The following is a 14,025-nucleotide window of genomic DNA, read 5'->3' as shown; positions in this document are numbered from 1 at the left end:
CCGCTGCCGCACCGTGGACAACCCCCACCATCCCGCCCTGTAGCACCCGTCCTGCCCTTCGACTTTGGTCGCATACCTACGACCATCGGCGGCCTGTCGCGTCGTCGCACTCTCGAAGACTGTGCAATGCATTGCTCAGGCCGTCGATTAAATTCCGATTTGCCGCCAAAGACCTTATCAAGAAGCCAACAAGAACATGGAACGAGGATGCCCGACTTGGAAACTCCCGATGATATCTCGGCCTTGCCGAAGCATCACCAGGCCACTCACAGCGAGAAGCTGATCATCACGGCCTCATCGCTGGGCACAGTGTTCGAGTGGTACGACTTCTACCTCTACGGCCTCCTCACCGCGATCATCGCCGCCAAGTTCCTCACTGGCCTCAACGAGACGACGTCGTTCATCATGGCGCTGCTGGTCTTCGCGGCGGGCTTTATCGTCCGCCCGTTCGGCGCGCTGGTCTTTGGCCGGATCGGCGACATGGTCGGCCGTCGCTACACCTTCATTGTCACGCTGCTGGTCATGGGTCTGTCGACCTTCCTCGTCGGCTGCCTGCCCACTTATGAAAGCGTCGGCGTCGCCGCGCCGATCATGCTGGTCGTGCTGCGCATGTTCCAGGGCCTTGCTCTTGGCGGCGAATATGGCGGCGCGGCGACTTACGTTGCCGAACACGCGCCCGAGGGTAAGCGCGGCCTCTATACCAGCTGGATCCAGATCACCGCCACGGCGGGCCTTGCCATGGCGCTGCTGATCGTGATCCTCGTACGCTCGCCTGTCACCGGCGTTGGCGAAGCGGCCTTCAAGGACTGGGGCTGGCGCGTGCCGTACCTGCTTTCGGGCCTGTTCCTGGGCATCGGCCTGTGGCTGCGCCTCAAGCTGCATGAATCACCCGTGTTCCAGAAGATGAAGGCGGAAGGCACCTCCTCCAAGCGCCCGCTGTCCGAAGCCTTCGGCGAATGGAAGAACCTCAGGATCGTGCTGATCGCGTTCTTCGGCGCCATCGCCGGACAGGCGGTGGTCTGGTACACCGGACAGCTCTACGCGATGTATTTCCTCGAGAAGATGCTCAAGGTGGATGGCCTGACCGCCAATACCCTGATCATTATCGCGCTGGCCTGTGCCACCCCGTTCTTCCTGTTCTTCGGCTGGCTGTCCGACAAGATCGGCCGCAAGAAGATCATCTTGACGGGGTGTGCGCTGGCTGCGCTCACCATGTTCCCGGCGTTCAAGGCACTGACCGCAGCGGCGAACCCGGCGCTCGCCCATGCCCAGGCCAATGCCCCGGTCAAGGTCATGGCCGATCCGGCGGAATGTTCCTCGCAGTTCGACCCGGTCGGCGCCAACAAGTTCGACACGACCAGCTGCGACATCGTCAAGAACGCGCTCGCCAAGGCGGCCGTGAACTACGAAAACGTCGCCGCTGCTGCGGGAACGCCGGCCACGATCCTGATCGGAACCACGACACTGGCGGCGCCCGATCCGCGCAAGGTTGCCGGCGAGGAAAAGAAAGCCGCCATCGCCGCCTTCGCCAAGGAGGTTGCGACTGGCCTGGAGACGGTTGGCTATCCCGCCAAGGCCGATCCCGGTGAGATCAACAAGCCGCTGGTCGTTGCGATCCTGTTCTACCTCGTGCTGCTGGTGACCATGGTCTATGGCCCGATCGCGGCGATGCTGGTTGAACTGTTTCCCAGCCGTATCCGCTACACCTCGATGAGCCTGCCTTACCACATCGGCAACGGCTGGCTCGGCGGCCTGCTACCCGCCATCGGCTTTGCCATGGTCGCGGCCAACGGGGATATCTATTACGGCTTCTGGTACCCGGTGATCGTCGCCGCTGCCACCTGCGTGATCGGCCTGGTCTTCCTGCCGGAAACCTACAAGCGCAGCATCGACGACTGACGCGGAGCGCGGGGGCTTCCGAAGACGCCCCCGTCGCACCGCTTATGGCTTGAGGTTGTCCAGCACCGCCTGCCACGGCACCATCTTGAAGTTCTGCGCGCGCGGCGCGTTATCGCCATCCTGCGCCAAGAACAGGCCAGTAGGAAAGGCAGGGCCGAAGTCCCCAAGCATCAGTTCAATCCCGTCGGTATCGCTGGTTGCGCCGAACTGGCCTGCGGCAATGCGGAAGCGGCCGCGCGGTTGCGCTGTGGTCAGATCGAACAGCGCATAGGCATTGTCACCCTGGCTTGATGCGACGAGCATTCCGCCGTCCCGTCCTTCGGGTGCCAGCGCCAGCCCTTCGACATCGGCTGCCAGCCCCTTTTCCGCGCCGACCATGGCAAAGGCATCCGCCTGAAGGACCGCGGCGCGCAAGTCGACCCGCCAGATGCCAACGTCCTCCTCGGCCACGTAGAGCAGGCCGGTGCGGTCATCCACCACGCATCCCTCGGATTGCGTGCGGAAGCGGATAGAGCGCAGATGCCGCGCGGTGATCATGCCGCCAACCTCTTCTAGTGCGCTTTCCGCCACCGTGCCGTCCTTGAGCACGACATAGGCCCGCGCCAGTTCGCCTGCAGCCAGCGCCTTGCCCATGCAGAAGCCATAGGCCTCGGCTGGAGCGTGACCGGCCCCAAGGAAGCTCCTCACGCCAAGGCTGGTCAGCTTGCCCGTCGCGCCATCCAGCCGGAACAGCGCGATCTTAGGCTCAGCCAAGTCGCTGCGGTCGCTTGCCGCCACCAGCACGAAGCCGGGCCGCACCTCGCGCAAGTCGACATTGTTGAGCGCACCCGCCGCGACGAAATCGCGCACCTTGCCGTCAAGGCCATAGACATACAGCCCCGCCTTCTTGTCGGTGCCGACGATCAGGCTGGCCGCGGGATCAGCAGCATTGCGCCAGATCGCCGGGTCATCGGCGGCATCGGCATTGGCGGATCCGACCGGCGCGGTCTCAGCCGTCGCTGCCACGTCCACCGCCGGATAGGATGGTCGCGGGAACTCCTCCACGCTGGCGCAAGAAGAGAGGAACAGGACCGGGAGCAAAGCCCCCGATCCTGCCGTGACGAACTTGGCGAAAGCGGCCATCAGAAGTTCACCCGCACGCCCGCCGCATAGCGACGGCCGAAGCGTTCGTACTCGATGGTGTAGATGTCGGTGTGCGGCGTCGGGATTCCCGTGGCGGTCAGCAGGTTACCCGGCTCGGAATAGCGGCGGCCCGGCTTGTTCAGCAGGTTGGAGGCATCGAAATAGACCTCGAAGTTCTTCGTGATCGCATAGCGTGCCGAGAAATCGAGTTCGTCGTCGGCGGCCCAATAGGTATCGCCGGCATCGGTCAGGTCGTCGGCATAGCCATCAAGCCAGGTGCTGCGGCGCTGGTACTGCAGGCGCAGCGACAGGCCGTACTTCTCGTAATAGGCGCCAAGGTTGTAGACCCAGTCGGACGTGCCGGGCAGCCGTACCTTGCGGGCAGGGACGTCGCCCACCGCAGGCTTGGTCACCTCGCTGTCGTTGTACGTGAGGTTGGCGCTGACGCCGAAGCCGCCCATGAAGTCTGGCAGGCCAAGGCTTTCGGTCCACGGTTCCAGCTGCAGCTGCGCCGCCACCTCGAAGCCGAAGATGCGCCCGTCACCGCCGTTGGTGATGCCGGTGAAGGTGTACTGCGAACGATCCACGCCACCGCTGTTGAGCACGTCCGAATTGAAGGTGCGGCGCTGCGAATAGAGCACGTCCTCGACCTTCTTGTAGAAGACGCCGGCCATCAGGTAGCCCTGCGGACGCACGTACCATTCGAAATAGGCATCCACGCCATAGGCGCGTTCCGGCTTCACGCCGGGATTGCCGCCCGAGATCGTCAGGTTCGCATCGTTCACGGTCACGTTCGGGCGGATCTGGTCATAGTCCGCACGCGCCGCGCCGCTGTTGAACGAAAGCCTGAACTTCTTGTCCTCGGCTAAGTCATAATTGAGGTGAAGGCTCGGGAAAACGAGGGTCTGGCTCGCCTCGGCGGTGACAATGCCCTTGGTTCCGGCGATGTCGGCCTCGGCAATCCCGCGGTTCTTCACGTGTTCGACACGGACACCGCCGACGATTGAACCCCAGTCGTACCGCAGCGTGCCCATGGCAAATCCGGCAAAGACCTGCTCGCGCACGTCATAGATGTTCGCGGTGTTGGGCGTGAAGGTGAAATTGGCCCGCGCCGCATCGGCATATTGGCGCATCTTGTCGGTATCGAAATACCGGAAGTTGTAGCCCATCGGGATCGCGCCGAGGAACGCCTGATCAAGCGAGAAGTCGTTGTAGTTGGTGGGAATCCCGATCGTGGCGAAGTCGCCCGCCGCTGTCAGCGAGATCTGGCTTTCGTCCACTATCTTGGTGCGCTGGTCGAACTGGAAACCCAGCTTGAATGTGGCATCGCTGCCAAGGAAGCTTGTGTCCTTCGCCACGATCAGCCGGCCAGTATAGGCCTTGGTCGTGTCCACCGCGTCAAGCAGACGCAACTCGGCAAGAGGCTTGGCGAAGGTGTCGATCGCCGTAACCGCATTGCCCGCCGTGTAGCGCGTCGGGCTGGAAAGCTGCACGGTGGTGAACAGCAGCGGCGTGTTGCGGCCGGGATTGGTGAAGTCATAAGCTATCGTCGGACGGGCAGAACGCGTGGAAGGGCTGTTCCAGCGCGCTTCGCCCACCACCGAACGGTCGTCCTTGGACTCGGTGTAGTTGCCCAGCCAGTTCACCTTCCAGCCTTCGAAGAACTCGTGCGTGCCTTCGAGGGTATTGGTGAAGATCGACTGCCGGAACGCGCGGAGCGTCGAGCGCTGGTTGATGTCGATTCCGTAGACTGTGCCCTTCAGCGGCGTGTTGCCGATGCACACGTCGGCATAGCCAGTCGTCGTCGGCATGGTGTTGACCGTGGTCGGGCAGGCGGCCGAGCTGTTCGGAAGGTCGCTCTGCTTGTCATCCATGTCGAAGATGTAGTTGTCGCGCGCCTCGTCGTCGGTGAAGATCGTGTAGATCGAACGCAGCGAAATCGTGTTCTGGCTGTCGGGCTTCCAGTCCATGCGCCCCGACACCGACCAGTTGCGGCGGCGCAGGCGATAGAGCTTGTTCTCGGTCTCGCGCGCCCAGAAGCGCGTGCCGTTGCCGGGGCGCTGATCCTGGCTGACGCGCTCCCAGTCGATCTCGAAATTGTCGGTGATCATGTTGCGTTCGAAGAAGCTGCCCGAGAGCAGCACGCCGATTTCGCCGTCGCCTGCCTTGAAGCGATCCGATACCACCAGCGATCCTTCGTATTCGCGCCGGTCGCCGAGTTCGGCATAGCCGATCCCGGCCTTGCCCTGCACGTGCAGCCCGTCGAAATCGAAGGCCGACCGGGTGATGACGTTGACGTTGCCCGAAACCGTCTCGCCCGGCATGTCCGGCGTTACCGCCTTGGACACGATGACCTGCTTGGCAATGGCCGAGGGGATCGAGTCAAACCGCGCATCGCGCCCCTCGGGGCTGACGACATTGATCCCGTCGAAGCTCAACGTGGTCCAGTAGTTCGGCGCACCGCGCAGCGAGATGTAACGCGCCTGGCCTTGATCGCGCTCGATGGCAACGCCCGGCAGGCGGCTGGTGGCCTGGGCAATGTTCTGGTCGGGCAGGCGGCCGACGCCGTCGGACGACAACACCGTCACCAGTGAATCCGACTTCTTCTGCACGTCGAGCGCGGCGGCTTCGGATTCGGCAATCGGACGCTCGCCGGTCACCACGATCGGCGTCTCGGCGCTTTCCTCGGCGGCGAGGTCTTCGGCAAAGGCTGGCGTGGAAGCGAGTGCGGCAACCGAACCCAGCAGCATCGCACGAACAAGGGTGCGGCTGCTCGCCGCGGAAAATACAGATGTCATGGTAAGCCCCCTGAATGACTTGGCTGGGGAGCCCCTAGGCACTGCGTTTGACGGTCACGCGACAGTTCGAAGGCAGAACGAAGAATGCGTTTCAAACAGCCGTAACAATTGCGGAAAGAAGGGCGCGTGTTCGGTTCACACGCGACAAGCTGTCACGCAAAATGTCAGGCGGCAGGCAAGTTGCAGTGCTGCACCAGCTCGCGCAGGTCGCGCAACGCGCTGTCGCCGACAAGGTCCGGGTCAGGGCTGTCGATCACGATTGTGTCGCCCTCGGCCCGCAGTCGCACCTCTTCCAGCACCCGCGCCGATCCCGCGCTCAGCCGCCGACACAGCCGCGCCGCATGTCCAAGGGTCCGCGCCTCGAACAGCAGGTCGTCCGGGGCGAGGGCGCTCCACGGCACCTGGCCGGCACCGCCCTTGCCAAGGCTCGCCCGCAAGGCGCTGGCCAGCGCGGCGCGCCCGGCGTTGTCCACGCCCACCCAGCGCTTCTGCAGGCCCCATTCCATCGGCAGCTCGCGCCGCAGGTTCGGCTCGACCCTGCCGGCGGCAAGGCACAGCATCACCGCCGCACGCCCGACTGCCGAGTCCGCCAGCGCCGCAACCTCCCTCATCGCCGCCACCGTCGCCGCGACCAGCACTGCATCGACGCCAAGCGGCTCTACGAAGGCGCTGACTCCGGCCAGCAACGGATTCTCGCGCTGCACCGCGTCGGGCAGCGATCCGAACAGCACGCCCTCGCGCAGGCCCCATGACGAGAACACGATGCCCTTCGGCTCCAGCTTCTGCAGCAGCACCGCCAGCAACGCCGCGGCGTCGGGAATGCTTGCGGCCCGGCTCGCCGAAACGCCATCGATCTGCTGCAGCGCCTGCCCCCGCCGCGCGAACCGCTTTGCCAGCTCCAGCGCCTTGCCGGCATCGAGCGCGAAGCCGTGGGTGTCATCCAGCGGCCAGTCCAGCTGCACCATCATCGCACGGCCCAGCGCACGCATTGACCCGCCGACGAGGTAGAGCGTCGCTTCGGGCTCGGCCACCCAGTCGGCCCCCGCCAGCATCCGGCTGATCTCTCGCACGAACACCCTGTCGCCCCGCGCCCGCAACGCGGGCAGGCGCAGCGAGCCCAGCGGCAGGCTTACCCCATGGCTCGTCCCGCCAGCAGCAATGTCAACCAGTTCGAGGCTGCCACCGCCAAGGTCGCCAACGATCCCCGAAGCCCCCGGAAATGCACCAAGCACGCCCGTCGCGCTCGTCTCGGCCTCTTCATCGCCCGAAAGTAGTCGCGGCTCAAAGCCGATTTCGCGAATGCGCGCCAGGAACTCTGGCCCGTTTGTCGCATCGCGCGCCGCAGCCGTCGCCACCACGTCAACGCGCGGCACCCGTGCAAGGTCAAGCAGAGCCTTGTAGCGCCGCAGTGCCGCCAGCACGCTCTCCACCGCCTTGTCCGAAAGCCTGCCCGTTTCGGCCACGTGCTTGCCGAGCTTGGCCGTCACTTTCTCGTTCAGCAGCGTCACCGGCGCGCGCGGCGGTCCGCCATAGACCACCAGCCGCACGGTGTTGGAGCCGATGTCGATGATCGCGCGCGATTGCGTCCAATCGTAGATGGTCTGTCGAGCCTTCACTCAGCCACGGTTAGCCGCCCCGCGCCGCAACGCAAGCTTTGGTACCTTTCTTCCCTTGGAAAGCGCCGCACCGCGCCCTGAAAGCGACGGGTTGGTCATGAAATAGCCGTGGAGGTTGAACGAGGGGGCATTGTCGGATTTTGGCTTCTCGAACCGCTCGTACTCGCCATCCGGCCCCAATTCCCAGCTCTGCTCGGTATCCAGCAGGTTCGCCAGCATCACCTGGTCAAGGATCTGGTCATGCACGGTCGGGTTCTTCACCGGCACCAGCACTTCCACCCGCCGACCCATATTGCGGCTCATCCCGTCGGCCGACGAGATGAACACCCGCGCCCGCTTGTTCGGCAGGTTGGCGCCATTGCCGAAGGCCCAGATGCGGCTGTGTTCGAGGAAGCGTCCGATGATCGACTTGACCTCGATCGTCTCCGAAAGCCCCGGCACGCCGGGCTTCAGGCAGCATATCCCGCGCACCACCAGCCGGATTTCCACGCCTGCCATGCTGGCAAGATAGAGCCGGTCGATCAGGTCGGGATCGGTCAGCTGGTTGAGCTTGGCCCAGATCATCGCCGGGCGGCCCTTCTTCGCCAGCGTCACCTCGCGCTCGATGCATTCGTAAAGCTTCTCGCGCAGGTTGATCGGGCTGATCGCCAGCAGTTCGGTGTGCTTGGGCTCGACATAGCCCGTCACGAAATTGAACAGCTGCCCGGCATCGCGCCCCATGCGCGGATCGGCGGTGAAGAACGACAGGTCGGTATAGATGCGCGCGGTGATCGGGTGATAGTTGCCGGTGCCGAAGTGGCAGTAGGTCCGGTATCCGCTACCGCCATTGCTCTGGGCTTCACGCCGCACCACCATGCTCACCTTGGCGTGGGTCTTCCAGTCGACAAAGCCGTAGATGACCTGAACGCCCGCGCGTTCCAGCTGTGCCGCCCACATCAGGTTCTGCTCTTCGTCGAAGCGCGCCTTGAGTTCGACCACCGCCGTCACCGACTTGCCCGCCTCGGCCGCAGCGATCAGCGCTGCGATCACGGCTGACTGCTTGCCGGCGCGATAAAGCGTCTGCTTGATCGCCACCACGTCAGGGTCGGCTGCGGCCTGCCGCAGGAAGTCGATCACCACCTCGAAGCTTTCGTACGGGTGGTGGATCACCAGATCCTTCTCGCGGATGGCGGAAAAGCAGTCGCCGTCATGCTCGAGAATGCGTTCGGGATAGCGAGGGTTGTATGGATCGAACTTCAGATCCTGGCGGTCCTCTTCGATCACCGCGGAAAGCCCGCTGATCGCCAGAAGTCCCCGGCTCTTGATGACCAGCGCGTGATCGAGCCTGAGCTGCTGCCGCAGCAGCTTCTCGGCGTCGGCGTCGAAGTTCTCCTGCAGGTGCAGCAGGATCACCTTGCCCCGCCGCCGCCGCTGGATGGCGGTGCGGAAGTAGCGCACCAGATCCTCGGCATCCTCCTCGATCTCGATGTCACTGTCACGCAGCACGCGGAAGGTGCCGTTACCGAGGATCTTGAACCCCGGAAACAGCAGTGTCGCATGGCGCCGAACCAGTTCCTCGATCCCCACCCAAGAGGCCTTGGGCCCCGGCAGACGCACGAAGCGCGGCAGGGCAGGGGGGATCAGGATCATTTCCGTCACTGCTGCACCATCGGCGGTGCGCTGCAGCTGAAACAGGATGCCGGTGCCCTGGTTGGCGATGAACGGGAAGGGGTGCGCCGGGTCGATCGCCTGCGGCGTCAGGACAGGGACAACGTGCTCCTCGAAGTAGTCGCGCAGCCACTCGGCCTCGCCCTTGTTCAGGGCATCGTTGTCTATGATGCGGATGCTGGCCTCGGCCAGTTCGTCCTTCAGGTCGGCCAGCACGTCCTGCTGTGAATCGATCAGGTCCTTCACCGCGTCCAGCAGCGCACCCAGCTGCTGCTGCGGAGTCTTTCCGTCGATCGAAAGCTCGTCGATCTGGCGGCGGACCTGCGCAGCGATCCCTGCCACGCGCACCATCATGAATTCGTCGAGATTGCTGCCGCTGATCGAAAGAAAGCGCAGCCGCTCCAGCAAGGGATAGTCGGGGTTGACTGCCTCGGCCAGGACACGCCGGTTGAAGGCCAGCCAGCTCAGCTCGCGATTGAAGAACCGCTCCTGAACCGGCGGCAAGTCTTCAATCTGCACGCTGCTTTCCCCCGCTGACATCTTCAAGGCCATTGCGCATCTCGCGTTACAGTCGCGTGACAGTCCTGTTCCGGATGATTGCTGTCAACTCATCGTCACGCCGATGTCGCTGATCTGACGCCGAATCTCCATCATCCTGCAACAGCACACGCCTAGCAGGCCCTCGCCACACCGATGTGGTCTATGAGGGATAACACCATGCGTATCGTCGCCGTGCTGCTCGCCAGCGCTTCGCCCATCGCTGCTTTTGCAGTGGCTGCCCCGGCTTTTGCCGCAGAAGACGTCGCCCCAGCTGCTGACGCGGCTGCCGCTGCGGATTCCGCCAACGCCGAAATCGTCGTCCTGGGTTCGGGCCAGACCCGCCAGGTGCAGGAACTTTCCACGCAGGAGCTGACCATCCTCGCCTCGGGCACCAGCCCCTTGAAGGCCATCGAAAAGCTGCCCTCGGTCAACTTCCAGTCGGCCGACGCCTTCGGCAATTACGAATGGTCCACGCGCGTCACGATCCGCGGTTTCAGCCAGAACCAGCTTGGCTTCAATCTTGATGGCATTCCGCTGGGCGACATGTCCTACGGCAATGCCAACGGCCTCCACATCAGCCGCGCGATCAGCCCCGAGAACATTGGCGTCACGCGCGTCAGCCAGGGATCGGGCTCGATTGCGGCACAGTCGACCAACAACCTCGGCGGCACGCTCGAGTTCTTCTCGATCGATCCCAAGGACGTGCTCGGCGCCGACGTTTCAGCCTCCTATGGTTCGGCGGAGACATACCGTGGTTTCGTCCGTGTCGCGCTCGGCACGGCTGACGGCGCGCGCGGCTATGCCTCGGTACAGTATCAGGATGGCAAGAAGTGGAAGGGCGATGGCAAGCAGCGCACGTTCATGGCCAATGCCAAGGCCGTGCTGCCGCTGGGCGAAACCGTCGATCTCGATGGCTACATCAGCTATTCCGACCGCGCCGAGCAGGACTACCAGGATCTCAGCCTCGAGATGATCGATCGTCTCGGCTATGACTGGGACAACTTCGGCCCCTCGCGCTATGCCGAAGCCATCAACATTGCCGATATTGCCGCGAATACGGGCTACAGCGGCGTCACGCCGACCAATCCCGCTGCAGGAACCACCTATCCGTCGCCGTTCATCATCGCCGATGACGCCTATTACGACGCCTCCGGTCTGCGCAAGGATACGCTTGCCGCGCTGGGCCTGACCATCCAGACCGGCGATACCGGCAAGCTCGCCGTCAAGGGCTATTACCACGAGAACGACGGGCAGGGCACCTGGGGCACGCCGTATCTGGCCAGTCCATCGGGCGTGCCGATGTCGATCCGCACGACCGAATACGACATCAAGCGCAAGGGCGTGTTCGCCTCGTGGACGGGCGAATTCGGCTTCAACCAGCTGCTGATCGGCGGTTGGTACGAAAAGAACGACTTCATCCAGTCGCGCCGCTTCTATGGATACGAAAGCCGCACCAATCCGGGCCGCGATCACCTTGATTTCCAGCGCAACCCATTCTTCACACAGTGGTCCATCGCGTTCGAAACCGACACGCTGCAATACTACGTCTCGGACGATATCGACCTTGGCGATCTGAAGGTAAATCTGGGCTGGAAGGGCTACTCGGTCGACACCAACGCCTTTGCGCTGGTCAACACCAACAGCCGCGCCACCGGCGACCTCAAGGTCGAGGACTGGTTCCAGCCGCATGTCGGCCTGAACTACAAGTTCGGCAACGGTCTCGAAGCCTTTGCGGGCTTTACGCAGGTGACGCGCGCCTATCAGGCCTCCACCACCAGCGGCCCGTTCTCGTCAACGCAGGCTGGCTTCGATGCGATCAAGGACACGATCAAGCCGGAAAGCTCGGACACCTACGAAGCGGGCTTGCGGTACAACACCGGCATCGTGAATGCCTCGCTTGCAGGCTATTATGTCGATTTCCGCGATCGCTTGCTGGTCATCCCGACTTCGCTCGGCATCGTCGGGGCCACCAACGCCCTGCAGAACGTCGGTTCGGTCCGCGCGCTCGGCATCGAAGCGGCAGTGGACGTCAAGCTGCCGGGTGGCTTCGGCGCTTTCGCGTCCTACAGCTACAACGATACCACGTACCGCGATGATGTCGTCATCACTGCAGGAGGCGTCACCACGATCCGTCCCACCAAGGGCAAGACCGTGGTCGATACCCCCAAGCACCTGCTGCGCGGCGAACTGTCGTATGACAGCGACACCGTGTTCGGACGGGTCGGGGTGAACTGGATGTCGAAGCGCTACTTCACCTACCTCAACGACCAGTCGGTGCCCGGTCGCGCGCTCGTCGATGCCACCATCGGCTATCGCCTGAACATCGGCCAGCGCCAGCCGATCGAACTGCAGGTGAACGCGGTGAACCTGTTCGACAAGCGTTATGTCGCCACAATCGGCTCGAACGGCTTCGGCTTCAGCGGTGACAACCAGACCCTGCTGGCGGGCGCGCCACGCCAGGTCTTCGTCACGCTCAAGGCGGGCTTCTGATGATGCGCGGCCTTTCATCTGCAAGGGCCCTGATTGCGGGCGTCGTGCTGCTTGGTAGCACGGCGCCCGTCGTCGTTAAGGCCCAGGAAGCGCGCAAGTCCGTCCTGCTGATCTCGATCGACGGTCTGCGCCCCGGCGACGTGCTTGAAGCCGACAAGCGTGGCCTCAGGATTCCCAACTTGCGCCGGTTCCTCAAGGAAGGGGCCTATGCCACTGGTGTGATGGGCAATCTTCCCACTGTCACCTATCCCAGTCACACTACGCTGCTCACCGGCGTCGCCCCGGCGATGCACGGCATCGTCAGCAACACCACCTTCGATCCCAGGCAGATCAACTACGGCGGCTGGTACTGGTACGCGCAGGACATCACCGCGCCCACGCTGTGGGACGCCGCCAAGGCGGCGGGCCTCACCACCGGCAACGTCCACTGGCCAGTCAGCGTCGGGGTCAAGTCGCTCACCTGGAACATGCCGCAGATCTGGCGTTCGGGCCACGGCGATGACCGCAAGCTGATCCGCGCGCTGGCGACGGACGGCCTCTACGAAGCGCTCGAACACGATTGCGGCGCCTATGCCGACGGGATCGACGAAGGTGTCGAGGCGGACGAGAACCGCACGAAGTTCGCCGTGCGCCTGATCGAGACGAAGAAGCCGGAGTTCCTGACGGTCTACCTCGCGGCGCTCGACCATGAGGAACACCTTTTTGGCCCGGGGAGCGCAGAGGCGAACGCCGTGCTCGAACGTCTGGATGCCGCTGTCGGCAAGCTCGTCGCCGCCGAACTCGCCGCGCGCCCCGACGCGACAATCGCGCTGGTCAGCGACCACGGCTTCGTCGCCACCGACACCGAAGTGAACCTGTTCCGCCCCTTCATCGACGCTGGCCTCATCAAGCTTGGCGCCGACGGCAAGGTTGCATCGTGGGACGCCATGCCGTGGCCGTCGGGCGGCTCGATCGCCATCGTCCTCGCCCGCCCCGATGACGCCGCGCTCAGCGGTCTGGTCGGAGCACTGTTGGAAAAGCTTGCCGCCGATCCACAGGCGAAGATCGCAAAGGTCATCGACAGGGCGGAGATTGCCAGACTGGGTGGCAATCCGCAGGCCAGCTTCTTCGTCGATCTGAAGCCGGGCGCACTGGCAGGGAACTTTGCGGTCGACGCGCCGCTCTCGAAACCCTCGCGCTACAAGGGGATGCACGGCTATTTTCCGGCAATGCCCGAGATGCGATCGACCTTCCTCGTGATGGGCAAGGGCGTGGCCAGGGGGCGCAGTCTGGGCGAGATCGATATGCGCGCGATCGCTCCGACCTTGGCCAATGCCATGGGGGCGAAACTGCCCGATGCACAGGTCCCTGCTGTGAAGGTCGGCGAATAGGCTTTGCCCTTCAATCTCCGGGGAGAGTTGGGGCTCTGCCCCGGAGAGTTGGGGTAGAGTTGCCCGAGAGTCCGAAAGAGTTGGAAAGCTCTCCGGATGGCGACCACGTTGCGGAATCTTGACGAGATTGGAATGCGTTGGCGCGACTCAGCAGGCCTGCCGCAAAAGTCTACGGCGCATTCCCGCTAACAATTGGCAAACCATGAAACGCGGCCTTTTTCGCACGATCGACACATTCCTGGGGGAATGCGCCCGCGTCCACGAAGACGCCGGCGACGCCTTTCCTTACCTCCGTCCCGAACTCTATCGCCGGCTTGGTTTTACCCCGGCCTACGAAGAACTGCCTTTTCGCGCAGATGCCACTGAGGCTGCGGCACGGCGGCGGGCCTGACGCACAAGAAAAAGAGCCCCCGCTTTCGCAGGGGCTCTGATGTTCTTGCCACAAGGCGTTGGGTTTACACCCTTTCCTTCAGCACCTCGGCCAGCGTCTCGCCCAGCAGCGAGGGCGAGGCGGAGACCTTGATGCCGGCGGCTTCCATGGCC

The 14,025-nt window shown here is 63.7% G+C and carries 8 protein-coding genes; 4 read left to right on the top strand and 4 right to left on the bottom strand.

Annotated elements, in window-relative coordinates:
- The first annotated feature begins 207 nt into the window (after window positions 1–207).
- Window positions 208–1,899: an MFS transporter gene (locus AC1Q5P_RS16295; protein WP_039337633.1), complete on the top strand. Its 1,692-nt coding sequence runs from the start codon at window positions 208–210 to the stop codon at window positions 1,897–1,899.
- Window positions 1,900–1,941: 42 nt separating this feature from the next.
- Here AC1Q5P_RS16295 and AC1Q5P_RS16290 read toward each other — a convergent pair whose 3' ends face one another.
- The 4 genes from AC1Q5P_RS16290 to AC1Q5P_RS16275 all read right to left on the bottom strand — a co-directional run bounded on the left by AC1Q5P_RS16290 (window position 1,942) and on the right by AC1Q5P_RS16275 (window position 9,622).
- On the bottom strand, window positions 1,942–3,021 hold the full coding sequence (locus tag AC1Q5P_RS16290; protein ID WP_492519498.1) for a phytase: 1,080 nt from the start codon (window positions 3,019–3,021) through the stop codon (window positions 1,942–1,944).
- The gene (locus tag AC1Q5P_RS16285) at window positions 3,021–5,819 is read right to left on the bottom strand and encodes a TonB-dependent receptor (protein WP_492519497.1); all 2,799 of its coding nucleotides are present in this window, start codon (window positions 5,817–5,819) and stop codon (window positions 3,021–3,023) included. Before AC1Q5P_RS16285 ends, AC1Q5P_RS16290 begins: the two co-directional genes overlap by 1 nt.
- Before the next feature lie 164 nt (window positions 5,820–5,983).
- Window positions 5,984–7,435, bottom strand: coding sequence for a Ppx/GppA phosphatase family protein (locus AC1Q5P_RS16280; protein ID WP_492519496.1), 1,452 nt, complete (start codon window positions 7,433–7,435; stop codon window positions 5,984–5,986).
- Window positions 7,436–9,622, bottom strand: a complete 2,187-nt coding sequence (locus tag AC1Q5P_RS16275) for an RNA degradosome polyphosphate kinase (protein ID WP_492519542.1) — start codon at window positions 9,620–9,622, stop codon at window positions 7,436–7,438.
- A gap of 177 nt (window positions 9,623–9,799) precedes the next feature.
- On the opposite strand from AC1Q5P_RS16275, the gene AC1Q5P_RS16270 reads away from it, so the two are divergent.
- From AC1Q5P_RS16270 to AC1Q5P_RS16260, 3 genes are all read left to right on the top strand, one after another.
- The gene (locus AC1Q5P_RS16270; protein ID WP_492519495.1) at window positions 9,800–12,112 is read left to right on the top strand and encodes a TonB-dependent receptor domain-containing protein; all 2,313 of its coding nucleotides are present in this window, start codon (window positions 9,800–9,802) and stop codon (window positions 12,110–12,112) included.
- Between the two features lie 2 nt (window positions 12,113–12,114).
- Window positions 12,115–13,482, top strand: coding sequence for an alkaline phosphatase family protein (locus tag AC1Q5P_RS16265; RefSeq protein ID WP_492519541.1), 1,368 nt, complete (start codon window positions 12,115–12,117; stop codon window positions 13,480–13,482).
- Between the two features lie 202 nt (window positions 13,483–13,684).
- Window positions 13,685–13,873, top strand: a complete 189-nt coding sequence (locus tag AC1Q5P_RS16260; RefSeq protein ID WP_039337629.1) for a hypothetical protein — start codon at window positions 13,685–13,687, stop codon at window positions 13,871–13,873.
- Window positions 13,874–14,025 lie beyond the last annotated feature (152 nt).

Source organism: Novosphingobium sp. GW835-FHT14H07, assembly GCF_058793515.1.
The sequence above is the reverse complement of the archived record's forward strand: the minus strand, read 5'-3'. Positions and strand labels throughout refer to the sequence as shown.

Coding starts and splice junctions, on each gene's coding strand:
- AC1Q5P_RS16295 (WP_039337633.1), top strand. CDS start 208: ATGCCCGACTTGGAAACTCCCGATGATATCTCGGCCTTGCCGAAGCAT.
- AC1Q5P_RS16290 (WP_492519498.1), bottom strand. CDS start 3,021: ATGGCCGCTTTCGCCAAGTTCGTCACGGCAGGATCGGGGGCTTTGCTC.
- AC1Q5P_RS16285 (WP_492519497.1), bottom strand. CDS start 5,819: ATGACATCTGTATTTTCCGCGGCGAGCAGCCGCACCCTTGTTCGTGCG.
- AC1Q5P_RS16275 (WP_492519542.1), bottom strand. CDS start 9,622: ATGTCAGCGGGGGAAAGCAGCGTGCAGATTGAAGACTTGCCGCCGGTT.
- AC1Q5P_RS16270 (WP_492519495.1), top strand. CDS start 9,800: ATGCGTATCGTCGCCGTGCTGCTCGCCAGCGCTTCGCCCATCGCTGCT.
- AC1Q5P_RS16265 (WP_492519541.1), top strand. CDS start 12,115: ATGCGCGGCCTTTCATCTGCAAGGGCCCTGATTGCGGGCGTCGTGCTG.
- AC1Q5P_RS16260 (WP_039337629.1), top strand. CDS start 13,685: ATGAAACGCGGCCTTTTTCGCACGATCGACACATTCCTGGGGGAATGC.